Source organism: Streptomyces sp. NPDC059002 (genome assembly GCF_042740435.1).
Taxonomy (GTDB): domain Bacteria; phylum Actinomycetota; class Actinomycetes; order Streptomycetales; family Streptomycetaceae; genus Streptomyces.
This window is the reverse complement of the sequence record NZ_JBHYJI010000002.1, coordinates 198,460-222,190: the sequence shown is the minus strand read 5'-3', so window position 1 is coordinate 222,190 and position 23,731 is coordinate 198,460. Positions and strand designations below refer to the sequence as shown.

The 23,731-nt window shown below is 72.3% G+C and carries 21 protein-coding genes; 7 read left to right on the top strand and 14 right to left on the bottom strand.

The features are described from left to right. Window positions 1–155: 155 nt before the first annotated feature. Complete coding sequence (locus ACFWZ2_RS02960) at window positions 156–1,343, bottom strand: aminoglycoside phosphotransferase family protein (RefSeq protein ID WP_384540878.1); 1,188 nt, start codon at window positions 1,341–1,343, stop codon at window positions 156–158. Between the two features lie 233 nt (window positions 1,344–1,576). Here ACFWZ2_RS02960 and ACFWZ2_RS02955 point away from each other — a divergent pair, with 233 nt between their 5' ends. After that, complete coding sequence (locus ACFWZ2_RS02955; protein WP_384540875.1) at window positions 1,577–3,070, top strand: hypothetical protein; 1,494 nt, start codon at window positions 1,577–1,579, stop codon at window positions 3,068–3,070. A gap of 44 nt (window positions 3,071–3,114) precedes the next feature. Here ACFWZ2_RS02955 and ACFWZ2_RS02950 read toward each other — a convergent pair whose 3' ends face one another. Next, the gene (locus tag ACFWZ2_RS02950) at window positions 3,115–4,533 is read right to left on the bottom strand and encodes a PP2C family protein-serine/threonine phosphatase (RefSeq protein WP_384540872.1); all 1,419 of its coding nucleotides are present in this window, start codon (window positions 4,531–4,533) and stop codon (window positions 3,115–3,117) included. Window positions 4,534–4,952: 419 nt separating this feature from the next. Here ACFWZ2_RS02950 and ACFWZ2_RS02945 point away from each other — a divergent pair, with 419 nt between their 5' ends. From ACFWZ2_RS02945 to ACFWZ2_RS02930, 4 genes are all read left to right on the top strand, one after another. Then, entirely contained in the window at window positions 4,953–5,660 is a 708-nt protein-coding gene (locus ACFWZ2_RS02945; protein WP_384540869.1) for a Crp/Fnr family transcriptional regulator, read from the top strand. A gap of 85 nt (window positions 5,661–5,745) precedes the next feature. Beyond that, window positions 5,746–6,591 carry a hypothetical protein gene (locus ACFWZ2_RS02940; RefSeq protein WP_384540866.1) on the top strand — a complete coding sequence of 282 codons (846 nt, stop codon included), beginning with the start codon at window positions 5,746–5,748 and terminating at the stop codon, window positions 6,589–6,591. After that, window positions 6,581–9,028 carry a hypothetical protein gene (locus ACFWZ2_RS02935; protein ID WP_384540863.1) on the top strand — a complete coding sequence of 816 codons (2,448 nt, stop codon included), beginning with the start codon at window positions 6,581–6,583 and terminating at the stop codon, window positions 9,026–9,028. Before ACFWZ2_RS02940 ends, ACFWZ2_RS02935 begins: the two co-directional genes overlap by 11 nt. 2 nt (window positions 9,029–9,030) lie before the next feature. Beyond that, a complete protein-coding gene (locus ACFWZ2_RS02930; RefSeq protein ID WP_384540860.1) occupies window positions 9,031–10,185 on the top strand; it encodes a hypothetical protein in 1,155 nt (384 codons plus the stop codon). A 39-nt stretch (window positions 10,186–10,224) separates the two neighbouring features. Here the strand turns inward: ACFWZ2_RS02930 and ACFWZ2_RS02925 are convergent, their stop codons facing one another. The 6 genes from ACFWZ2_RS02925 to hemC all read right to left on the bottom strand — a co-directional run bounded on the left by ACFWZ2_RS02925 (window position 10,225) and on the right by hemC (window position 15,577). Next, window positions 10,225–10,797, bottom strand: a complete 573-nt coding sequence (locus tag ACFWZ2_RS02925; protein ID WP_384540857.1) for a dihydrofolate reductase family protein — start codon at window positions 10,795–10,797, stop codon at window positions 10,225–10,227. Between the two features lie 177 nt (window positions 10,798–10,974). Next, window positions 10,975–11,619 (bottom strand): LuxR C-terminal-related transcriptional regulator, encoded by a 645-nt coding sequence (locus tag ACFWZ2_RS02920; protein WP_384540854.1) that lies wholly within the window; start codon window positions 11,617–11,619, stop codon window positions 10,975–10,977. A 25-nt stretch (window positions 11,620–11,644) separates the two neighbouring features. Continuing rightward, on the bottom strand, window positions 11,645–12,961 hold the full coding sequence (locus ACFWZ2_RS02915) for a sensor histidine kinase (RefSeq protein ID WP_384540851.1): 1,317 nt from the start codon (window positions 12,959–12,961) through the stop codon (window positions 11,645–11,647). A 15-nt stretch (window positions 12,962–12,976) separates the two neighbouring features. Beyond that, complete coding sequence (locus ACFWZ2_RS02910; protein ID WP_384540849.1) at window positions 12,977–13,786, bottom strand: ABC transporter permease subunit; 810 nt, start codon at window positions 13,784–13,786, stop codon at window positions 12,977–12,979. After that, window positions 13,783–14,493: an ABC transporter ATP-binding protein gene (locus ACFWZ2_RS02905; RefSeq protein WP_384540847.1), complete on the bottom strand. Its 711-nt coding sequence runs from the start codon at window positions 14,491–14,493 to the stop codon at window positions 13,783–13,785. The genes ACFWZ2_RS02910 and ACFWZ2_RS02905 overlap by 4 nt, the downstream gene beginning before the upstream one ends. 148 nt (window positions 14,494–14,641) lie before the next feature. Next, complete coding sequence (gene hemC / locus ACFWZ2_RS02900; protein ID WP_384540844.1) at window positions 14,642–15,577, bottom strand: hydroxymethylbilane synthase; 936 nt, start codon at window positions 15,575–15,577, stop codon at window positions 14,642–14,644. A 331-nt stretch (window positions 15,578–15,908) separates the two neighbouring features. Between hemC and ACFWZ2_RS02895 the strand changes: the two genes are divergently transcribed. Continuing rightward, window positions 15,909–16,382, top strand: coding sequence for a GNAT family N-acetyltransferase (locus ACFWZ2_RS02895; protein ID WP_384540841.1), 474 nt, complete (start codon window positions 15,909–15,911; stop codon window positions 16,380–16,382). Between the two features lie 107 nt (window positions 16,383–16,489). Here the strand turns inward: ACFWZ2_RS02895 and ACFWZ2_RS02890 are convergent, their stop codons facing one another. The 6 genes from ACFWZ2_RS02890 to ACFWZ2_RS02865 all read right to left on the bottom strand — a co-directional run bounded on the left by ACFWZ2_RS02890 (window position 16,490) and on the right by ACFWZ2_RS02865 (window position 23,086). Beyond that, window positions 16,490–18,025: an MFS transporter gene (locus tag ACFWZ2_RS02890; RefSeq protein WP_384540838.1), complete on the bottom strand. Its 1,536-nt coding sequence runs from the start codon at window positions 18,023–18,025 to the stop codon at window positions 16,490–16,492. A gap of 14 nt (window positions 18,026–18,039) precedes the next feature. Then, entirely contained in the window at window positions 18,040–19,560 is a 1,521-nt protein-coding gene (locus tag ACFWZ2_RS02885; RefSeq protein ID WP_384540836.1) for an MFS transporter, read from the bottom strand. Between the two features lie 202 nt (window positions 19,561–19,762). Beyond that, complete coding sequence (locus tag ACFWZ2_RS02880) at window positions 19,763–20,356, bottom strand: sigma-70 family RNA polymerase sigma factor (RefSeq protein ID WP_384540834.1); 594 nt, start codon at window positions 20,354–20,356, stop codon at window positions 19,763–19,765. 119 nt (window positions 20,357–20,475) lie between these two features. Further along, on the bottom strand, window positions 20,476–21,180 hold the full coding sequence (locus tag ACFWZ2_RS02875; RefSeq protein WP_384540832.1) for a hypothetical protein: 705 nt from the start codon (window positions 21,178–21,180) through the stop codon (window positions 20,476–20,478). Between the two features lie 123 nt (window positions 21,181–21,303). Further along, window positions 21,304–22,596: a cation:proton antiporter gene (locus ACFWZ2_RS02870; RefSeq protein WP_384540829.1), complete on the bottom strand. Its 1,293-nt coding sequence runs from the start codon at window positions 22,594–22,596 to the stop codon at window positions 21,304–21,306. A 4-nt stretch (window positions 22,597–22,600) separates the two neighbouring features. Beyond that, window positions 22,601–23,086 carry a cation:proton antiporter regulatory subunit gene (locus ACFWZ2_RS02865; RefSeq protein WP_384540826.1) on the bottom strand — a complete coding sequence of 162 codons (486 nt, stop codon included), beginning with the start codon at window positions 23,084–23,086 and terminating at the stop codon, window positions 22,601–22,603. A 163-nt stretch (window positions 23,087–23,249) separates the two neighbouring features. Between ACFWZ2_RS02865 and ACFWZ2_RS02860 the strand changes: the two genes are divergently transcribed. Beyond that, complete coding sequence (locus ACFWZ2_RS02860; RefSeq protein ID WP_384540824.1) at window positions 23,250–23,684, top strand: nuclear transport factor 2 family protein; 435 nt, start codon at window positions 23,250–23,252, stop codon at window positions 23,682–23,684. Window positions 23,685–23,731 lie beyond the last annotated feature (47 nt).

Sequence of the window (23,731 nt, the reverse complement as noted above, 5' to 3'; positions counted from 1 at the left end):
CTCATCGGCAACGTCGGCGAGAACGGCGACCCGACGACGCGCGAGGCGGGGGTGGGCCTCCGCGGGGGCCGCGGCGCCCGCCACCGCGACGAGGGGGGGGGGGTGAGAGCCAAACCCCCCCCCGCCCCCCGCCCCCCCGCGGACCTGCGTCCCCGTCAGCGAGTGCCGACCGCCGCACGCACGGCCCGGCGGGCCAGCTGGCAGTCGTCGTGCAGCCGCCGCAGCAGCAGCCGCTGTTCCTCGCCGGACGGCGCGGCACCGGGATGGGCCGGGCCCGATGCCGTCGGGGCCGATTCGTGCATCGAACGCTGCACGGCCGTTTCGTACGTGCGGATCTCTCGGGTCAGCACGAGCATCAGGTTGACCAGGAAGGCGTCGCGCGCCGCCGGACCCGGGTTCTGCGCCAGCTGACTGATCTCGCGCCGCGCCACCGGGGCGTCACCGAGCACCGTCCACAGCGTCGCCAGGTCGTACCCCGGCAGATACCACCCCGCGTGCTCCCAGTCGACCAGGACGGGCCCGGCGGGCGAGAGCAGCACGTTCGACAGGAGGGCGTCGCCGTGGTTGAACTGCCACATGGATTGATGGCCGTTCACCTGATGCGCCACCGAGTGCGCGATGCCGTGCAGCAGCTTCTGCAGGTCGCCCATGTCCCGGTCGGTGAGCAGGCCCAGCTCATGGAAGCGGGAGATCCGCCTGCCGTACTCCAGCGGCCTGCCGAACATCTCCGCCGGCGGACGCCAGCTGTTCAGCCGGACGACCGACCCGAGCGCCGCCCTGATGTCCGCCCGTGGCGGGGCCTCCAACGGATGCCGCTGCAGTGCCGCCACTCGTCCGGGCATCCGCTCGATCACCAGCGTGCAGTCATCGGGGTCGGCGGCGATGAGCCGCGGCGCCCGGACCGGTGGGCGATGCCGGACGAACGAGCGGTAGGCCGCTATTTCGTGCCGGATCCGCTCGGCCCAGACCGGCGAGTGATCGAGTAAACACTTGGCGACGGCGGTGCTGCGTCCCGCTGTGCCGACAAGGAGCACGGTGCGGCCGCTTCTGCGGAGCACCTGCACCGGATTGAACTCGGGGCAGATGCGATGCACCGAAGCAATCGCGGTGCGCAGTTGCGCCCCCTGCGGGCCGGACAAGTCGACTCTCCCGCTGAGCGGTTGGGTGCCGGGCCCCGGCACGCGGCGCGTCCGGCCGACGCCGAGCTGCGCGGCTCCGGGGCGCGCGGGCTCCAGATACGGGCCGCTTCCCTGGGCGGGAGGCACCTCACGGCCCCGGGGAACCGGGGGGCGCGGGTGCAGCGGCCGAGGCGGGGCGGACACGGAGGACGATGCTGCGTACATGGGCGAACAGATCCCTTCGTGTGCCTGTGAGTTGCGTGCGCCTCCCGGCCCGGCCGCTTCGGGTGCACCCTGGGGAGTGCCTTGCGGCGACCGGGTCGGGGTGGCGCACTCCTACCTGACACCCGCCGTCCCGTGGCACACCATGTGGCGCACCCTGGCGAACCCTGGCGAATAGTCGCCCAGCAACTGACAGAGGGTTACTGTCAACTCAGCCGAGAACCTGGGGGCTTGACGTGAACGGACAACCCAATACTCGCCTTTCGGACCTTTTCGGCCTGGCCGGCTGGTCCAAGGGGGAGCTCGCGAGACTGGTGAACCGGCAGGCGGCGGCCATGGGCCACCCCCAACTGGCCACCGACACCTCGCGGGTGAGGCGGTGGATCGACATGGGAGAGATCCCGCGCGATCCGGTGCCACGGGTACTGGCTGTTCTGTTCACCGAGCGTCTCGGCCGTGTCGTGACCACTGAGGATCTAGGTCTGGTCCGGCACGGGCGCGTTGGGAAGCGGCGTGGCGACGGGAGTGTGGAGCACCCCGACGGCGTGCCGTGGGCGCCCGAGCGGACAGCTGCGGTTCTCACCGAATTCACGGGAATGGACCTCATGCTCAACCGACGCGGCTTGGTGGGCGCGGGCGCTGCGCTTGCCGCAGGCTCCGCACTCAGCAGCGCCATGCACGACTGGCTGCACACCGATCCGGCCTTCGCGGCCGACGCCCCCCGCATCGACGATCCCCTGCACGCCGACCCCGCTGGACTCGACCGTTACGAGGCCGCCCCCATCGGGTCGCAGGAGATCGAGGAACTGGAGCGTTCGGTCGAAGTATTCCGCGCCTGGGACGCGGCCCGCGGAGGCGGGCTGCAGCGCAAGGCCGTGGTGGGCCAGCTCAACGAAGTGGGCGGCATGCTCGCCTACCGACACCCTGAACACCTCCAGCGGCGCCTGTGGGGCGTCGCTGCCAACCTCGCCGTGCTCGCGGGCTGGATGTCGCACGACGTCGGCCTCGAGCCCACGGCACAGAAGTACTTCGTCATCGCGGCGCACGCGGCCCGCGAAGGAGGGGACAGGCCGCGTGCCGGTGAGGCGCTGTCGCGGGCGGCGCGCCAGATGGTGCACCTCGGCAAGCCCGACGACGCCCTGGACCTGATGAAGCTCGCCAAGTCCGGGGCGGGCGAGGAGGCGCTGCCGCGCACCCAGGCCATGCTGTACACCATCGAGGCCTGGGCACAGGCGTCGATGGGGCGCGGCCAGGCGATGCGGCGCACCCTCGGCATGGCCGAGGACCTCTTCGTCTCGGACAAGGGGGACGTGCCGCCGCCGAGCTGGATGCAGATGTTCGACGAGGCGGACCTGCACGGCATGCAGGCCCTGGCGTACCGCACCCTGGCCGACCACGAGGCGTCCGCTGCGACCATCGCCCAGCGGCACGCCAAGCAGGCGATCGAGCTGCGCGCGAAGAACCGGAACCGCTCGCAGATCTTCGACTACATCTCCCTGGCATCGGCGTGCTTCATCGCCGACGACCCCGAACAGGCCGACAGGTACGCGCGGTTGGCGCTGGTGTCGATGCGGGCCAACTCCTCGCACCGCACCTGGGACCGGCTGCGCGAGATGTACCGGCTGACCGCGCAGTACGCCGGATACCCGAAGATCCAGGACCTGCGCGAGGAGATCAAGCTCGCGCTGCCCAAGGGGGCCAAGAGGGCAGGGGGGACGGCCAGGGCCTGACGGGTCGGGTCCGCACGGTCAGATCAGATACGCATACGCGCGGGTCAGATCCGCGCGATCAACAGGCAGGCGTCGTCCTCACGCGGTGCCTCGCCGAATTCCTCGACGACGGTCCGTACGCACTCCTGTGCCGTACGCGCCCCGGTGAAACGGGACGCGAGGGAGAGCAGCAGACCCGTCGCCGCGTCCCTGTCGCGCCGCGGCACCAGGCCGTCGGTGTGCAGCAACAACAGGTCACCGGGCCGCAGTTGCTCATCGGCCTGCCCGTACGTCGCCCCGGACGTGGCTCCCAGGAGCACGCCGTCCGGGGGGGTGAGGGTGCGTCCCGTCCCGTCGCGGAACAGCAGCGGGGCGGGGTGGCCTGCCTGCGCCCAGGTGATCCGGCGCGCGGCCGGGTCGTAGCGGCAGCAGATGGCGCTGCCGAGCGCGGGCTGGGCCGTGGCGTCGAGCAACTGGTTGAGCCAGCCCATGAGTTGGCCCGGCTCGGCCCCGGCGACCGCCATGCCGCGCAGCGCGCCGAGCAGCATCGCCATGCCGGAGGTGACGGTGACGCCGTGCCCGGTGAGGTCGCCGACGCTCAACAGCGCGCGTCCGTCCGGGAGTTGAAGCGCGTCGTACCAGTCGCCGCCGATCAGTGCGCTGCTGGAGGAAGGGAGGTAGTGCGCGGCCAGGTCGAGTGCGCCGGGGCCGCCCTGGGGGAAGCGCAGGGCGCCGCGCCACGGCGGCAGGACCGCCTCCTGCAGCTCGACCGCCAGCCGGTGCTCGGTGTGCGCCCGGTCGCGGTGGCGCTGCAGGGTGTCCCGCGTCTCGCGCACCACGCGCTGACTCCGGCGCAGTTCGCTCACATCGCGCAGCACTGCCCACATGGAGGCGGTGGAGCCGTCGGCGGCGAGCACCGGCTCGCCCATCATGTGCACTTGGCGTACGCCCCCGTCGGGCCGCACGATGCGGAACTCTCCGTCGATCGGCTTTCCGTCGATGAGGCAGTCCGTGACCATCGCGGTCAGTAAGGGCTGGTCGTCGGCGGGCACCAGGGAGGGGAGTTCGTCGAGGGAGAGCGGGGGAGCGGCCGGGTCGCGGCCGAGGATCTGATAGAGCTCGCCGGACCAGCTGGCCTCGTCGTTGAGGAGGTTCCACTCGGCGCTGCCGACCCGGCTCAGGAGCGAGCCGCGCCGGGGCTCGTCGGAGGCGGGCTCGGCGGGCGCGTCCGCCACCGGATCCGGCTGCGCCGGTCCGTCCCGCAGCTGGGCCAAGTGGTCGTCCAGATCGTTGAGTTGATGCACCGCCAGATCGCACAGCGCCCGCTGCCAGCGGCCCGTGGGGTCCCCGTGGTCCGCCACGGCCTCGCGGCGCACGGCGTCGACCTCGCCGCGCAGGCGGCGCGTCTGCGAGATCAGCGCATCGACCGCGCCGCGCTCGGGCGGCTGGGCGGCTGCGTGGTCCGCGAAGACATGGGACGGCATGAGGTGCTCCGTTGAAGATGCGGTGCGACCAGCTTGACGGGTGGTGGACCGCTAATGACTTTCGCACAGCGGCAGGTGGCCTGTAAGGGATTTGGCAACACACGATGCGGTGGTGCTTCTGGCATATGTCTCTGGCGTGCAGATATGCGAAGGCCGGAGCGGAAGTCTACGGCGAAACGGTGAAGAATGCGTAGGGCCCTGGCGCGGAATAGGGGGCTCCAGCGGGGGAGTTGGGAACAGTGGGCGCCGGAGCGTGAACCTCCGGCCGCACGGCGCACGGGAGTTCGGGCGCGCCGCTCCCGAAGGATGAACCCCAGAAACGCACGGCCGCGGTACGGACCGATCCCACGCATTGACGTGCGCTTGCCAGCTCCTTAGCGTGCTGTCGCCAAGTCGGTGCCGGTCCAGGAGCGGTCAGCTTGAGTCTCATCGCACAGGAACAACCCCTGCTCGACGCGTTACGACCGCAGGACCGGGCTGCCCTCCTCGCCCTCGGCGTCGCACGGGACTACGCGGCGGGGGACGTGCTCCTGCCCGAGCGCGCCACCACCTCGTACGTCGTCGCGATCCTCAGCGGCTGGGCAATGGTCTCCGTGGAGACCGAACGCGGCCACCGGCTCATCCTCGCGCTGCGCGGCGCGGGCGAGTTGGTCGGTGAGCTGGCGGCCGTGGACCGCCGGCCGCGCAGCGCCACCGTCGCCGCCCTGGGCGATGTGGGCAGCGTGGTGATCCCCGGCGACCGGTTCCGCGGCTTCCTCGGTGCGAGCCCCGCGGCCAGCGCCCTGGTCCTCAAGCAGCTCAGCTCCCGGCTGCGCAGCTCCGACGGCGAACGCCGGTCGCTGGCATCGGAGAACGTGCTGCAGCGCCTCGCCGCGCGCCTCGTCGAACTGGCCCACCGCACCGGGCGCCGCAACCCCGACGGCAGCGTCACCATCGACCTGCCGCTGCCCCAGCACGACCTCGCCGCCTCCGTCGGATCGACCCGCGAGGCCGTCGCCAAGGCGCTGCGGCTCCTGCGCGAGCAGGGCATCGTCCGCACCGCCACCAGGCGTCTCGTCGTCACCGACGTCGAACCGCTGCGGCTGCTCGCGGGAGACGGCGGCCCGGCCGCCGACCGGGTTGTGTAAACGGCTACATACGCCGGGGCCGTCCGGGGCCATCCTGGGCGGGCCGCACCGTTGTTCAGGGGGTCGCGTTCTCCAGGGGGTCGCAGTGAACAGACAGGAAGCCGTCCACCGGCTCGTGGTGAACGTGGACATCAAGGGGTCGGGACGCCTCGGGCACCAGGCCAAGATCCGGTCCCGCACCGGCATGTACGACATCCTGGAGTCCGCCTTCCGCGCGGTGGGGATCCAGGGCGGCGACCAACTGCACCTGGAGGACCGGGGCGACGGGGTGCTCGCCGCACCGGCTCCCGATGTGCCGCCTTCGGCACTGGTGGGGCTGTGGCTCGAGGAGGTCCACCAAGGGCTGCGCGAGCACAACGCGGGCCTCGCCGAACCGCTGCGCCTGCGGATCGCGATGCACGGCGGACCCGTCAGCGACGACGGCAAAGGCCTGGTCGGCAGGGCCGTCGACCTGACGTGCCGACTGTGCGACAGCGAACCGGCGAAGGGCATCCTCGCGGCGGACGACGGCATCGACCTGGTCTTCGTGGTCTCCGACGTCCTCTACCACTCGGTGGTCGCCGAGGGCGGCAGGTTCGTGGAGCCCGAGCACTACCGCCCCCATCCGGTGCGGGCCAAGGAGACCGACGAAGTGGCGTGGTTCCACGTGCCGCGCCGCACCGAACCACCCCTGCCCGCGCCCGGTCCGGTCCCTGCGGCGCGTCCCACAGGGGTGGACACGCCGGAGGGACCGGACCGGGCCCAGGCGTCGGCCGACGCGAACGGCGGGACCGGGGCGGAGCCCGGCGGGCCGTGGCCGACCAAGTACTGGATCAACGTCAACGGATCGAACCAGATCGTGGACGGCGCGGAGGTGCACGGCGACATCGTCGGCGTCCGCGTCACGCCCGACGACGACAGCGCGGAAGGAGCCGGTCGAGGTGGCTGCTGACGGAGGGGGCCAGGGCGGCTCGCAGGGCGGCGGTGGCGGCGCGGGCAAGGGCCCGCAGGGCGGCGGCAGCGGCGGCAAGGCCGGTGGCGGAGCCAAGGGCGGCGCGGGGGAGAAGGGCGGCGGCGCACCGAAGGGGGCAGGCGGCGACAAGAAGGGCGGCGGCGCAGGTGCCGCCGCATCCGACGAAGGCCGTCGGCACGGCGCCGCGCGGGCCGGCCGGCTCGGCGACCGGACGGCGGTCGGCGCGCACGAGGCCGTACAGCAGGCGCGCGCCAACTTCATCGACGTCAACGGCCGCAACGCCATCCTCGACGGAACCCAGGGCGATGTGCACCTGGGCGACCATCACCACTACGACGGCGGCAGGACCGGCGTGCCCCGCCTGGTGTCCGGCGCCGTGCCCCGCGACGAGCTGCAGCGCCTGCGGCGTGTCTTCGAGGAGCCGCCCGCCTACGGGGAACTGCTCGAACTCCTCAAGCGGCAACGGCTGGTGGCCCTGTGCGGCGACCCGGGCAGCAGTCGCGGCTATGCGGCGCTGTCCCTCCTCGACGAGGTCACGCACGGCTGCATCGAGCGCATGGACCCGCGCACCGAACTGGACAAGATCAGCGAGTCGGACCTGCAAGAGGGCCACGGCTATCTGGTCGAGATCACCGGCGAGGAGACGCTCACCAGAGGGCGGCGCCCGAAGGACGACGACCGGGACAGGGAGGAGAGGGACCGCAGGTGGCCCAGCGAACCCCCCGCGGAACTCCACCTGGACCGCCTCAGCACCCTGCTCGCCCGGCGCGGCGCGTACGCGATCCTCGCCGTCGGCGCGGGCGGATTCGCCGACGAACTGCTGCGCGGGCGCTACGGACAGCTGTTCAGGACCCCGTCGGCCGACGGCATGCTGCGCAAGCACCTCGTGGTGCTCCTCGGCCACGGCGAGCGCGAACTCCTCGAAAAGGCACTGGAGTTGGCGCGCCGCCCCGACGTACTGCAGGCCATCGGGCTCGACCCGCTGCGCCCCCACGAAGTCGAGTCGCTGGCCCGCCTCCTGGTCGGGTGCCTCAAGGAAGAGATCTCCGAGGACGAACTCCGCGCCGAACTGCGCACGTTCGCGCACGCGCAGGCACGCGCGTGGTTCGCCACCACCGGGCGCGCCGAACCGCGCCACCGGGACGCGGTGGCGGCCGTGCTGCGCCAGGCGGCCTTCCGTACGGCGGTGGCCGTCTACAACGGCTCGCGCCTCAGCATGGTCGACGAGGCCGCGGAGCAACTCGCCTGGGAGTTCACCCAGGCCATGGACCCCGAGCAGGAACAGGGGCGGGTGCTGTTCAGCGACCACCGGCAGGCCAGGCTCGCGGCCGCGCGGGCCGAACTGTTCACCGGTGACGTCATGTTCGACGGCCGCCGTCTGGAGACCCGCAAGGTGCGTCTCCAGGGCGGCGCGCTGGCACGGGCCGTCCTGGCGCACGTGTGGGAGGACTACCACAACGCGCGCAGGCCGCTGAGCCTGTGGCTGCGCACCCAGTGTGCCGACGGCAGGGCGGTGGTGATGCTGCCCGCGGCCATCACGGCCGGCGCACTGTGCACCCTCGACCTCGCCTATGCCGCCGAGGAGATCGTGATCCCGATGGCGTCCGGCGACGACATCTCCCAGCGGATGGCGGCCGCCACCGTGTTCGCCCAGGCGGCGGCCCTCAGCGACGCGGTCCGCCCGATCGTGCGGGACGCCGTACGGGAGTGGGCGCGCGGCGAGGACGGGGCGCTGGTCTGCACGGCCGCCCTGGTGCACGGCTTCGGCACCGTGGAGGGGTCGGTCTCCGCCAGCCTCGACGAGCTTGGCCGGCTCGCCGCGAGGGCGGACGGGGACTGGGACCTGCTGACGTACATCTCCCTGAGCGTGCGGCGGCTGATCGCGGGAGCCGAACCGGAGACCGTGCTGCGGCGGCTCGGCGCCTGGATGGGCGACCGGCGCACCAGGCACCGGGACCTGGCGCTGCTCACCGTGGACGGTCTGGTCTGGCAGCACACCTCGCGGCTGTGGGGACTTGAGGGGGAGCAGGTGAGCGAGGACCAGTTGAGCTGGCCGTTCGCCGCCGTACTTCTCGTACGGGCGCCGCAGTACACCCCGATGCTGGCCGACCTGGTGTGGAGCGGCCTCGACACCGCCAGATGGCGGGAGGACCTGGAGATCTCGCTCGCCGACTGGATGCACAGCGGCGAGGACGATCCCGTGTTGCTGGACGTCCTGTGCGACTTCCTGCCCCACCTGGTGAGCGGTGCGAGCGACGCCGAGCGGCTGCGGAACCTGGTGCGCCGCATGGAGCGTGACCCCGACGAAGCCCTGTCGCGCGCCACCGCCCAGCGGCTGCGCGGCGCGATCGACGGGCGGCAGACCATCGCCGTGGAGCCGGCGCCGTCCGGCCCCTCAGCTGAGAAGACGGAGTGAAGATGAGCACCCAGAACCCCCTGCACGTCCCCCCACCCGTCCCCTCCGCACCACCTGGGCCGTCGCCGAGCGGCGCCGGCGCGGGCTCGGGCGGGGTGGAGCGGAAGCCATGGACACCCCTGGAGACCCCGGCGAAGACACCGAAGACCCCGGCCGAACGCCCCGCCGCCGCCCAGGAGTTGCCCGGGCCCTTCCTGCGCGAGTACCGCCCCGACTGGCCCTACCGGCACCGCAGCGCCCAGGTCACGGCCGTGCTCTACTACCGCAGCCGGCCGCCCCGCGCGGTCGGACCCGAGGGCGAGGAGGGGCTGCTGCTGCGCTGGTTCGCCCGCCCCTACACCGCGTTCGAGCTCCAACTGGGGTGGCACACCGTGTCGTTCAAGGTGGAGCTGCCCGCGGAGGAGAGCGGCAGGTCCTTCCCCACCGACGTGCGGGTGCGCTGGCAGGTGAGCGACCCCTACCTCGTGGCACGCAGCCAGGTCACCGATGTCGCCGCGCTGCTCGTCCCGGAACTGGAGCAGCGCCTGCGCGACGTCTCGCGCGGCTACTCCATCAACCGCGCGGAGGAGGTCCGCGACGCCGTCCACGAGGCGCTGCGCGGAGAGGAACTCGGCAGCCAGTACGGCCTGGAGCTCGATGTCTTCGTGACGATCTCCTGGGACAAGCTGATCCGGGACCATGGCACGAGCCTGGGCCGGGTGCTGCACCAGACGGACCTGGAAGAGGTCCACCAGAAGCTGCGCGAACTCAGGGACCAGAACAAGCGGGAACTCATCGGACGCTGGGCCGAGGACTTCCAGGCCGCGGTGGCGCGCGGCGACGACGCGGTGATGGCGCAGATGATGGCGCGCAACCCCAAGGACCTCGGCGAGATCCGGCAGATGTTCCGCAAGGAACAGCGGGAGCAGCGCCAGGACGGCATGGAGCTGATGTCCCGCCTTGTCGACGGCGGACTCCTGGAACGCTGGGAACTCGGCGACCAGGCCATGGTGGTCGTCGAGTTCCTGCGGTCCGGCGCACGGCACGTGATGTCCGACCCGCTGCCGCAGGTGACCACCGCCGGAGAGCCCCGGCGGCGCAACGTCTACTGGCAGAAGGCGGACGACAAGGAGGACGCGGACACCTCGGGGCCGTCGGGCGACGGCCCCGCGTCGTAAGGCCGGACCGGCGGACCGGCGGACCGGCGGACCGGCGGATCAGCGGACCACGTCGAAGACGTTCTTCTGCAGGCCGTTGGCGTACACCTCGTGCTCGACGAGCTTCAGCTTCTGGGTGTCCTTGTCCGTGCTGGAGAAGAGCCGCTTGCCCGCGCCGAGGAGGAGGGGGAAGACGAGCAGGTGGTAGCGGTCGATCAGACCGGCGTCGGACAGGGACCGGTTCAGGGAGGCGCTGCCGTGCATGATGATCGGGCCGCCCTCGGTCTCCTTGAGCGCGGCGACCTCGTCGAGGGAGCGCAGGATCGTCGTCTCGCCCCAGTTCGTCACCAGCTCGCCGTCGGTGAGGCTGGTGGAGACGACGTACTTCGGCATCAGCTTGTAGTCGGCGAAGTCCGCCATGTCGGGCCACACGGGGCTGAACGCCTCGTAGCTGGTGCGGCCGAGCAGCATCGCGGTGGCCTCCTGCTGCTCACGGCCCTTGATCTCGTATGCCTCGGGCAGGAACTCGATGTCCTTGAAGGTCCACCCGGAGTTCCGGTACCCGGGCTCGCCGCCGGGGGCCTCCACCACACCGTCGAGGGAGATGAAGGCGGAGCTGATCAGAGTGCGCATCGAAGTGTCCTCGGTGTCGTGTGTGCGGCGGTCGGGAAGTCCGTGCGCGCGGCGAGCGCCTTCGCGGCCGCCACGCACCTTTCATGATTGATGACCGCACGCCCCGCAGAAACTCATCGGTCGCCGCGCACCGATGCGGATCCTCGGGTCCGGTGCACGGCGCATCCGTGCGGATCCTCAGGACCGCAGATACCGGATGACCGCGAGCACCCGTCGGTTGTGGTCGTGCGAGGACGGCAGGCCGAGCTTGTCGAAGACCGCCGCGACATGCTTCTCGACCGTGCCCGGCGAGACGAACAGGGCCTGGGCGATCGCCGCGTTCGAGCGGCCCTCCGCCATCAGCGAGAGCACCTCGCGCTCCCGGCCCGTCAGCGGCGCCAGTTCGGCGGCACGGCGGCCCGCGCCCGCCAGCTGGGTGACGACCTCCGGGTCGAGCGCGGTGCCGCCCGCCGCCACCCGCTCCAGCGCGTCCGTGAACTCCGCGATGTTCGCCACCCGGTCCTTGAGCAGATAGCCGACGCCCGCGGAACCCTCCGCGAGCAGTCGGGTGGCGTACTTCGTCTCGACGTACTGGGAGAAGAGGAGCACTCCCGTGCCGGGGTGTTCACGGCGGATGTCGATCGCCGCGCGCAGGCCCTCGTCGGTGTGGCTCGGCGGCATCCGGATGTCGACCACCGTGACGTCGGGGCGGTGCGCGGCGACCGCGTCGCGCAGGGCCGCCGCGTCGCCGACGGCGGCACAGATCTCATGCCCGCGCTCGGCGAGCATCTGGGCCAGCAACTCCCGCAGTACGGCGGCATCCTCGGCGATCACGACACGCATGGGCGGCATGCTCTCACGGGCCCCCTCACGCGTGCAGCGGCAGCTCTACGGTGACCTCCGTGGGGCCGCCTTCGGGGCTGTGGACGTCGATGCGCCCGTCGACCGTGCGGACCCGCTGCGCGAGCCCGGTCAGGCCGCTGCCCGCGCCGAGCACGGCCCCGCCCCGCCCGTCGTCGCCGACCTGGAGCAGCAGCAGTTCGTCCCACTGCAGCACGCAGATCGTGGCCCGCTGCGCACCGCTGTGCTTGATGACGTTGGTGAGCAGCTCGGCGGCGCAGAAGTACGCGATGGTCTCGATCGCGGGGGTGGGCCGCACGGGCACGTCCGCCGACAGCTCGACCGGCACCGTGCTGCGCGCGGCGAGGGTGGCGAGCGCGTCCGGCAGGCCGTCGTCGAGGGCGGGCGGATGGATGCCGCGGGCCAGGTCGCGCAGTTCGGTGAGCGCCTCGGTGGCGTTGCGGTGCGCGCCGTCGACGAGTTGGCGGAGGCGTCCCACGTCCGGTGCCTTTCCGTCGTCGAGGCGCTCCTTGATCATGTCGAGGCTCATCGCGACCGCGACGAGGCGGACCTGCGCGCCGTCGTGCAGATCGCGCTCGACCCGGCGAAGCAGCGCCACGGAGTCGTCCACGGCGAGCGCCCGCGTCTCCTCCAGGTCCCTGACGCGGGCGGCGAGGCTCCCTGGCCCGAGCAGCGCCCGGATCAGCCAGCGGTCGCCCGCCACGACGAGCCGGGTCACCCAGGGCGCGCACACGAGTGTGACGACGCCGAGCGCGACCGCGAGGAAGGTGCCCGCGAAGGTGTCCGCGTCCAGCGCGCCGAACGGGAGCGGCGTCAGGATCGGCATGCCCTCCGGGTCGCCCGCCGTGGGCTGCTGCCCGAGCACCGCCCAGCGCAGCGGAGCGGAGAGGTTCACCAGACCCGTGACCCACCACAGCACGGCGTACGCCCCCAGGCAGCCGACCGGCAGCTTCGCCAGGACGTAGGCCACGGACCGCCAGCCGGTGCCGTCCCGCAGCCGCGCGTCGACACGGCCGACGAAGCCGTCGCCGGGCCGGAACGGCGGCGGTGCCGCCGTCCGGTCGCCGAGCAGTGCCGCCGCGAGCCGACGGTGCACCCCGCCGAGCGCGCGGGCGAGCGAGAGCCCGGCGATGAGCAGCAGCGCCCCCACCACCGCGAGCACCAGCGAGACGGTGAACCCGGCGCCCAGGGCCAGGAGCACCGCGAGGACCGCACCGCCCGCGACGCCGAGGGGGAACCCGATGAGGCAGTACGCCGCTTCGGTCCAGGCCCGCCCGGTGAAGGGGGCGCGGGCCACCGGGCGGAGGAATTCCTGCACGTGCATGTCGTCAGTGTCCTGTCACGCGTCCCTGCGGGCCAGCAGACGGCCGCCCACGGCGAGCACCGCGGCCGTGTACAGGCACATCACCGCGAACCCGACCCAGGGCGAGAGCATGTCGGAGACCGGCTTGGCGACGGCGAGGGAATTGGCCGCGATCATGGTGGGGAAGAACTTCGCGACCACGGTGCCGGAGATGCCGCCGAGCACGGCGGGCAGGACGAAGGTGACCCCGACGAGCACGGCGATGGCGCTCGCGGTGTGTCGTGTGATGGCGCCGACACCTATGCCGATGAGCCCGATCATCCCCAGATACGCACCGGACAGGAGCAGCGCCCGCAGCACCCCGGGATCCCCGAGCCCGGGACGCGGCACCCCGTCGCCCAGGGCGGCCCGCCCCGCGAAGAACGTCACGAAGCCGACGACCTCGCCCACCATCAGGGAGATCCCGCCGTACACGGTCGCCTTCGCCGTCAGGACGAGGCGCCGGTCCGGTATGGCCGTGAGCGTGGCGCGGATCGAGCCCGACGCGTACTCGCCGGTGACGACGAGCACGCCGAGCACGCCGATGAGGAGCTGGCCGACGGCCACTCCGGCCAGGACGTTGTTCGTCGGGTCGAAGGTGGCGGCCTTGGCGGCGCTCGGCGCCTTGGTGTTGGCCATGGTGACGACGCCGATGGCGACCATCCCGGCCACCACGAGCAGCAGCGACCAGAACGTCGACCGCAGACTGCGCAGTTTGATCCACTCCATCCGGGCCGCATGCCCGAATCCATAGGCCCCGGCGGGAATGCGCGCGCCGCGCTGCCAGAGGGGTGCTGCCGTGCTCATCGCGAGGCTCCTTGCCGTGCGGTCAGTGCGAAGAACGCCTCTTCCAAGGAGTGTCCCCGGGCGGTGAGTTCGCGGACGGAGGTGTCGGCGAGCAGGCGGCCCTGGCCGATCACCACCAAGTGCTCGGCGGTGAGCGCCATTTCGCTGATCAGGTGACTGGAGAGCAGCACCGTACGACCCTCGGCGGCCAGGGACTTCATCAGCTCCCTGATCCAGCGCACCCCCTCCGGATCCAGGCCGTTGACCGGCTCGTCGAAGAGCAGCACGCCCGGATCGCCGAGGAGGGCCCCGGCGATGCCGAGCCGCTGCGCCATCCCGAGGGAGTACGTCCCTGCGCGCCGCCCCGCGACATGGCCGAGCCCGACGACGTCGAGCACTTCGTCGACCCGGCCGCGCGCGATGCCCCCGGCGGCCGCGAGCGCCGTCAGATGCTGGGCCGCGGTGCGCCCCGGATGGAACGTGCGCGCCTCCAGGAGCGCGCCCACCTCACGGGCGGGCCAGCGCAGCTCCCCGTACGGAACGCCATGGATTCTGGCCTCTCCGGCGTCGGGCCGGTCGAGGCCCATGATCATGCGCATCGTCGTCGACTTGCCCGACCCGTTCGGGCCGAGGAACCCGGTCACGGATCCCGGCAGCACATCGAAGCTCAGCGCTTCGACGGCGGTAGTGGGTCCGAACCGTTTGGTCAGACCCTGGGCCTCGATCATCACAACTCCCTGCCGCATACCTGGCGTGGTCACTGCACATCACGTTAGGTACGCGGCACCCCGGCCGGAACGCTGCTTTCCTCCGTCCGAACTGGGGGTTTTCCCCCAGACCCACGACGGGGCGGGCCGCTGCCGGGCGGCGCGGGCGTCAGTGCGGGATGCCGTCGATCAGCTCGCGGGCGCCCTGGCGCAGCAGCGCGACGGCCACGGACATGCCGAGGGTGGTGGGGTCGAGCGGGCCCGCCCACTCCTGCGCGTTCAGGACCGTCTTGCCGTCCGGGGTGAACACACAGACGCGCAGCGACAGATCGCCGCCCCGCTCGGAGCGCGCGTACCCGGCGATCGGCGAATTGCAGTGCCCCTGCAGCACATGCAGGAACATCCGCTCGGCCGTCGCCTCCCGCCAGGCGTCCTGGTCGCCGAGACCCGACACCGCGTCGATGGTGGTCGTGTCCTCCTCGCGGCACTGCAGGGCGAGGATCCCCGCGCCGATCGGCGGGCACATCGTCTCCACCGACAGGATCTCGCTCGCCAGGTCGGGACGGCCGATGCGGTCGAGGCCCGACTGGGCGAGCAGCAGCGCGTCGGCGTCGCCCGCGGCGAGCTTCGCGAGCCTGCGGCCCGCGTTCCCGCGCATCGGCACGCACTCCAACTCCGGGTGCGACGCGGCGAGTTGGGCCACGCGCCGGACCGACGACGTGCCGATGCGGGTCCCCGCGGGCAGCTCGTCCAGGGTGCGGCCCTCGGGGTCGATGAGCGCGTCGCGGATGTCGTCCCGCTTGAGGAACGCGGCGAACGTGGTGCCCGCGGGCAGCGGCCGGTCCGCGGGCACGTCCTTCACGCAGTGCACCGCGAGATCCGCCGCACCGGCGAGCAGCGCGGCGTCGACCTCCTTGGTGAAGGCGCCCTTGCCGCCGAGCCGCGCCAGATCGCCCATCCAGCGGTCCCCGGAGGTCGTGACCGGCACGACCTCGGTGCGGATGCCGGGGTGCAGCGCGGCGAGTTCGGTGCGGACGCGCTCCACCTGGGCGAGTGCCATGGGGGAGGAGCGGGAGACGATGCGGATCAGTTCCGGAGCGGGCATCGCTCCACCATAAGGGCTGCGGAGGGGGAGCCCGCCCCGGGGTGATGATCAACGGGCGGCGGTGGCAAGGGAGTTGCGCGCCGAGCGCCCTCCGGCGGCGTACGGCACCGCATTGACCAGGCCGTACGATGCCGCCTCGACCGGGCGTACGACACCGCCTCGACCAGCTCGTACGCCACCGAGCCCCCCCCGCCGATCCGTACCGATCCCCTGCCGATCCGCACCGAGTCCCGCCGACCCCGCTCCGGCGTGCGCCACCCGCCGCCGACTCATAGCGTGAAGGACACCCGAGGCGCGGCCGAGCGCCGCGCCCGCTTCCCGGGAGGCCCCCATGTCCACCCCCGCCGCGCCCCAGCACCCGGCGATCGGTCTCGAACCGATGGCGGCCACCCATCTGGCCGATGTCCTCGCCCTGGGCCGCGAGGTCTACGACACGCGTGTGAAGCCCTACACGTCCTGGTCGCTCTCGGCGATCGCCGGGCACATGGACGGCGAGGCGTCCGCCTGCTGGGTGGCGCTCGACGGGGACCGCCTCGCCGGTTTCGTGCTCGGCTCGATGGGCTTCGACCAGCGCGCCGACTGGGGCAACCTGGAGTGGATCGCGAGCGCCCCCGCGTACCAGGGCCAGGGCATCGCGAGCCGCCTGGTGAAGGCCTGTTGCGCCTCGCTCACGGAGGCGGGCGCGAGGGCCGTCGTGACGGACGTCGAGTCCCGCAACACGGCGTCGGCCGCGCTGATGCGGCGCAACGGCTTCGAGGCGAGCGTGTCGGTCACCCTTTTCGTACGGGACGTACAAGCTCCCTGACCTGACCTGACCTGACCTGACCTGACCTGACCTGACCTGACCTGCCTCGACCCGGCCCGACCCGACTCGATTCGGCTCACCCCGACCCGGCCTCACCGCACGACCGCTCACTCACCGCCGCGCGCGCCCGGTTCCAGCGGCGGCGCGTTCACGCCAAGGCACGTCTTGCACTGCGGTGCGTTGCCCCGCTCGTCGTGCCAGGTCGCGGGGCTCGGCCTGACGAACACCGCGGCGGCGGCCGCCGCCAGGACGAAGAGGCCCGCGCAGCCCACCGCGGCCTTGCCGAAGGCGGTGTCGAGCGCGTCGGGATCGGCGTACGCGGTGCCGGACAGGCCCACCGCGAGCGGGAGTCCGGCGACGACGAGCAGCTGCGCGATGCGTGCCGCCGTGTTGTTGACGCCGGACGCGAGCCCCGCGTGGCTCGCGTCCACCGAGGCGAGCACGGTCGCCGTGAGCGGCGCCACGAACAGGCTCATGCCGAGGCCGAGCACGACCACCGCGGGCAGCACCTCGGTGACGTACGAGGCACCGGGCCCGATCCGCAGCATCAGCAGGACCCCGGCCGCCGCCACCAACGGCCCGACGACCAGCGGCAGGCGCGGGCCGAGACGCCGGGCCAGGTCTCCGGAGTACGCGGAGAGCAGCAGCATCAGGACGGTGATCGGCAGGGTCGCGGTGCCCGCCTGCAGCGCGTCGTAGCCGAGCGTCGTCTGCAGCTGGACCGGCAGCATGAACAGGATCCCGCCGATCGCCGCGTACAGGCAGAGCGTCATCACGTTGGCGGCGGTGAACAGGCGTGAGCGGAACAGGTCGAGGGGCAGCATCGGATCGCGCCTGCGGTGCTCCACGACGACGAAGACGACGCCCGCCGCGAGACCGAGCACACCGGGCAGGACCGCACCGGCCGACGACGAGTCACCGGACGCGCCGATCAGGGAGAAGCTGACCCCGGCGAGGAACAGTGCGGCCAGGCACGCGCCCGGTACGTCGAACGGCCGCGCCGACGCCCCCTCGTCGCGGCTCTCCGGCACATGCCGCACCGCGAACAGGACAAGGGCGGCCAGCGGCACATTGATGAGGAAGATCCACCGCCAGCCGGGACCGTCGATCAGCCAGCCGCCGAGGAAGGGGCCGATCGCGCCCGCCACACCGCCGAGCCCCGACCAGGCGCCGACCGCGCGTGCCTGGTCGTCGGGGCGGTACGAGGAGCGCACGAGCGCCAGCGAACCGGGCGTCAGAAGTGCGCCCCCGACGCCTTGGAGGGCCCGGGCCGCGATCAGCGTCCCGGCGTTCGGCGCGAGCCCGCACAGCGCGGACGCCAGCGCGAACCACACCACTCCCACGATCAGCGTGCGGCGCCGCCCGACGCGGTCGCCGAGGGCGCCACCGAGCAGCAGCAGCGCGGAGAGCGTGAGCATGTAGGCGTTGACCACCCACTGCAGGGCGGAGATCGAGGCGTCCAGATCCCTGCCGAGCGTCGGCAGGGCGACGTTCACGACCGTCCCGTCGAGCATCGCCATGCCCGAGGCGAGCACCGCGCACGCCAGGACCCAGCGGCCGCGCGCCGAGGCGAGCGCGACCCCGCCCCCGCCCTCGCCCTCGCCTGAGGAGGCCGCGGAGGCCGATGGGGGGTCCGATGCCATGAGTCACCCCCGCCCTACATGTGCACCGCGCCGCCGCCCGCGTCCGTCGGGACCGGCGCCCCTCTGCGGTACAGGACGACCGTAACGACGAGGCCGATCGCGAAGAAGAGGGCCGACCACCAGTACGCCGTCGAGTACGACTGCATCGCGGCCTGCGCCTGCACCTCGGGCGTCGGCCGCTTGCCGACCAGGTAGTTGGAGGCGGCGGTGGTGGCGAGCGTGTTGAGCAGCGCCGTACCGATCGAACCGCCCACCTGCTGGCTGGTGTTGACCATCGCGGAGGCCACACCGGCGTCGTGCGCGGCGACCCCTGCCGTGGCCATGCTCATCGCCGGGGCGAAGATCAGCCCGAGGCCGAGACCTGCGACCAGCAGGGGCGGCAGCACGTGCGCGGCATAGCTGCTGGTCACGTCGAGCGCGGTCAGCCAGGCCATGCCCGCCGCCGAGAGCCCCATGCCCAGCGGCACGATCGGCTTGGCCCCCATCTTCGGCAGCAGGTTGTTGGTGGTCACCACCGAGGCCACGACCATCACCGCGACCATCGGCAGGAAGGCGAGACCGGTCTTGACCGGCGTGTACTCGAGAATCTGCTGGAGGTAGTACGTCAGGAACAGGAAGACGCCGAACATACCGGCACCCGAGATGAACATGGCGAGGAACGAGGCCCCGCGGTCCCGGTCGAGCACCACCCGCAGCGGCAGCAGCGGATGCGTCGCCCGCGTCTGCCACCACGCGAACGCGACCAGCAGCACGGCTCCCACGACCAGGAAGCCCCAGGTCTGGGCGTCGCCCCACTCATGGGTCTCGGCGTTCGAGAAGCCGTAGACGATGCAGAACAGCCCCGCGGAGACCAGCAGCGTGCCGGGCACGTCGAGCTTGGGCCGGTCCGGGGGCGCGCCCGCGTGCAGCAGGCGGGCGCCGCCGACCATCGCGACGACGGCGAAGGCGAGGTTCACGTACAGGCACCAGCGCCAGTCCAGATACTCGGTGAGCACGCCGCCGAGCAGCAGGCCCACCGCGCCGCCCGCCCCCGCGATGGCGCCGTAGATGCCGAAGGCCTTGGCCCGCTCCCGCGGATCCGTGAACGTCGTCGTGAGCAGCGAGAGCGCGGCGGGCGCGAGCAGCGCGCCGAACACGCCCTGCAGCGCGCGGGCCGCCACCAGCATGGAGAAGCTGGTCGCCGCGCCGCCGAGCGCGGACGCGAGCGCGAACCCGGCGAGCCCGGCCAGGAACACGATCTTGCGCCCCACCAGGTCCGCAATGCGCCCGCCGAGCAGCAGCAGACTGCCGAAGGCCAGCGCGTACGCGGTGACGATCCACTGGCGGTTGCCGTCGGTGAATCCGAGGTCCTTCTGGGCCGAGGGGAGTGCGATGTTCACGATCGTCGCGTCGAGCACCACCATGAGCTGGGCGATGCCGATCACCGCGAGGATCAGCCACCGGTGCTCGTGGCGACCGCCTCCCATGTACGGCACGGAATCCGATGCTCCGCCCTCACGTACGGGCTCCGACGCGGGTATGGACGAGCGGTCCATGGTGACCTCCAAACACCCCCGCACCACGCTAAGCGCACTGCTCGGAGGCCGCGACCGGGGCCTCCGAGCAGTGCGCGGCGGCCTGCTAGGCGGCCTTGTGGAAGTCCGGTGCGGGGTTCGGGTGCGCCCCGAAGGGGCGCGGGGAACTGCGCGACCAGCCACGACGCACCCGCAGATGTGGACCGTACTTCCCGCGGAGCGCTTAGGCGGCCTCGTCGGCGGCGAGCAGCAGTGCGCTCACCCGCTCTCTGGCGCGCGCCACGCGGGAGCGCACGGTGCCCACCGGGCAGCCGACGGCGGCTGCCGCGTCGGCGTACGGCAGCCCGGCGAGCTGGGTCAGCACGAACGCCTCGCGGCGCGGCGCGTCGAGCGCGGCGAGCAGGTCGAGCAGGGCCACGCCCTCCTCGAACCCGGGAAGCCCGCGCGGCTGCGCACGCTCGGCGGCCGCCTGCCAGTCACCGGTGTCGGCGATCCGCGGCCGGGCCGCAGCGCGCCGGAAGCGGTCGGCGACCGTGCGGCGCGCGATGGCGAGCAGCCAGGTGCGGGCGCAGGAACGCGCCGCGTAGCCGGGCAGCGAGGTCAGGGCCCGCAGATACGTCTCCTGGGTCAGGTCGTCCGCGCCGTGCAGGTCGCCGCTGAGGTGGGCCACGAAGCGCCAGACGTCGCGCCGGGTGGCGAGCACGAACCGTTCGAACGCCTCGGCGTCGCCGTCGCGGGCCGCAAGCGCCCACCGGGTGATCAGGTCGTCACGGGCCAGGTCCCCGCTGGGCGGGGTGCGCAAAAGGGCAGGAGTCATCGCAAAAGGTCCTTCGGTGAAGGGAGTTCGGAGGCGGCGCTGCCACACCTGCGAGGACTGCTGCCCCGGTGTGCGCGGACGCCGAAAATCCGCCCGGCACACCAGGGGTGCGGGCGGTATCAGGAACTGACCGGAAGGACCGGTGGACCTCTGCGCGAGACGACGTACTGAAGGAGGACCCCGCGCAGCCGTGGCACGGGCACGAGCGCGCCGACGCGCGGCGGGGCCGGGGGCAGGGCCGCGACGAGGACCCGCAGAACGAGGCGCAGCGGCACGAAGACGGCCGCGGCGAGCGCCCGTCCCGTACGGAACGCGGCGGCCTCGCCGCGCCACAGCCACAGGGCGCAGATCAGGGCGGCGACGACGTGGGCGAGGAGCATGCCGAGGGCGCTGTGGCCGAAGAGCGACATGATCCATTCGCCCGCGCCCGATCCGCCCATGCCGGACGACGGCGTCATCTCCCCGGAGCCGGGCATGGGCATCGCATGGTTCATGTGGTCCATGCCGTCGCCGCCCGCTGCGCCCCCGCCACCGTGCACGGACCCGGCGCCCGCACCGGGCGGCGCGCTCATCCGCTGTGCGAGGCCGAACAGTTCGTGCAGGGCCAGCTGCGCCACGACCGTGGCGGAGGTGACCGTGACCGCCCCGCGCTCGCGCCCGGTCAGCCACCACGCGGCGGCGGCCGTGGCCGTGAACGCGTATCCGACCGCCCACCAGGGCAGCGGGGCACCGGACATGAGCGCGTGCCCCAGGGCCGTCGTCACCACGCACACGGCCGCGAACACGGCGGCTCGTGCGAGGCGGAACGCGGGCCCTGAGGTCATGGGGAGCATCGTGCCAGCAGGGCGGGCGGCGCCGGGCGGCGAGTCCCGCGGTTGCCCGGTGTGTACCGAGCTGCACCGCCCGGCGCGGGGCCTCGGGGCAGGTTCCCCGTGGACCGACGTGACCTACGAGCGGTCGCCCGCGTCCTGCCCGTCGAGGGATTCGAGGGCCTCTCGGGGCCCGGGCACCGGCGCGGCGGCGGCTTCGGCGGCTTCGGCGGCTTCGGCGGCGACACCGGCGACGGCGGGCCCGCGCCGCTTCGCGAGGCGGCCGCCGACGAAGACCGCGATCGGCTCCGTGTAGCGGGCGGTGAGCGGGCCGACGATCACCAGGATCAGGACGTACGCGGTGGCCAGCGGTCCGAGCGACGGCTCGATGCCGGCGGCGACCGCGAGCCCCGCGATGACGATGGAGAACTCGCCGCGCGCCACCAGCGCGCCGCCCGCCCGCCACCGGCCCTTGACGGACACCTGCGCACGGCGGGCCGCCCAGTATCCGCTGGCGATCTTCGTGAGCGCCGTGACGACGGCCAGCGCGAGCGCGGGCAGCAGCACGGGCGGAATGCTCGCCGGATCGGTGTGCAGCCCGAAGAAGACGAAGAACACCGCGGCGAACAGGTCCCGCAGCGGTGCGAGCAGCGAGTGCGCGCCCTCGGCGACCTCACCGGACAGCGCGATGCCGACCAGGAACGCGCCGACGGCGGCGGACACCTGGAGCTGCTGGGCGATGCCCGCGACGAGGATGGTCAGACCAAGTACCACCAGGAGCAGCTTCTCGGGGTCGTCACTGGAGACGAACCGGGAGATGAGCCGTCCGTAGCGCACCGCGAGAAAGAGGACGAGGCCCGCGGCGCCGAGCGCGATGGCGAGCGTGAGGCTGCCCGCGGCCCAACCGACACCGGCGAGGAGCGCGGTGATGATCGGCAGATAGATCGCCATCGCCAGGTCTTCGAGTACGAGGATGCTGAGGATGACCGGCGTCTCGCGATTGCCGACCCGCCCGAGGTCGTTGAGGACCTTGGCGATGACGCCCGACGACGAGATCCAGGTGACGCCCGCGAGGACGACGGCGGCGACCGGACCCCAGCCCATGAGCAGCGCGGCGATCGCGCCGGGCAGGGCGTTGAAGGCGCAGTCGACCAGACCGGCCGGGTACTGCGTCTTGAGATTGCTGACGAGGTCGTTGGCCGTGTATTCGAGGCCGAGCATCAACAGCAGCAGGATGACGCCGATCTCGGCGCCGATGGCGACGAACTCCTCGCTCGCGCCGAGCGGAAGGAGCCCGCCCTCGCCGAACGCGAGCCCGGCCAGCAGATACAGCGGTATGGGGGAGAACTGGAAGCGCCCCGCGAACCGGCCGAGCAGACCGAGCGCCAGGATGATCGCACCGAACTCGATCAGGAAGACAGCGGAATGCACGCGATCACTCCCGCCCGAGGATCGTCGCCGCCGTCTCCACGCCTTCGCGGGTGCCGATGACGATCAGGGTGTCACCACCCGCCAGGCGGAAGTCGGGAGTCGGCGAAGGGATGGCCTCGGCCCTGCGCAGCACGGCCACGATCGAGACGCCGGTCTCGGTGCGCATCTTGGTCTCGCCGAGGAGCCGCCCGTTCCAGTACGAGGTGCCGGAGAGCAGCACACGCTCGGCGACCAGGCCCAGGTCGGTGGTGTGCAGCAGGTTCGGGCTGTGGTGCGAGGGCATCAGGGCGTCGATCAGCGCGTCCGCCTCTCCCGAACTCAGCCGCAGGGACAGCGCGCACGCGTCCGGGTCGTCGGACCGGTAGGCGCTCAGCGTGCGGGCCCCGTCCCGGTGGGCGACCACGGACAGACGGCGTTGTTCACGGGTCGTCAGGTCGTACCGTATGCCGATCCCTGGGAGCGGCGTACGACTGAGTCGTGATGCGGGCACAGCTTTCCCCTTGTGCGATAGGTGATCATCTCGGGGTGTCACCCTATCGGGGCCAAGTGTTGGCAAAATAACGCAGACGCGACGCATCGTGTGCTGTGGCACCGGGATGCTGTGGTCCGCCATGTCGCCGTGGTCCGCCACGTCCGCGCCCCAGGAGGCCGTCGTGTCCCGAACGCCCCAGCAGATCTTCGAGAGTTACGTCTACGCAGGTTCCCTGTCCCACGACGCCGACGCCCTCGCCGAGTCCTTCACCGAGGACGGCATCTTCGAGGCACCGCTCGTACCCGCCGACGCGGCCTTCCCCCGGCGCCTGGTGGGGCGCGACCAGATCCGCGCCGCCATGGCGGCGTACTACGAGCGCCAGGCGTCCACCGACGGCACACGCGCGCCGAACCTCGAGAAGTCCGGCTACGTCCTCCACACCACCGCGAGCCCTGACGTGTTCATCGCCGAGATCGACACGGTCTTCGACGGGGTGGCGGGGGAGGGGAACGGGGACGGGGAGGACGTGACCGTCTCCCTGGTGCAGATCTTCCGCATCCGCGACGGCAAGATCGCGCGACTGCGTGACTACTTCGCGCCGGACCTGGTGAGTTGAGGACGTCACGCCCGCCGGCCGGGCGGCAGCACCCGGCCGTAAACGCG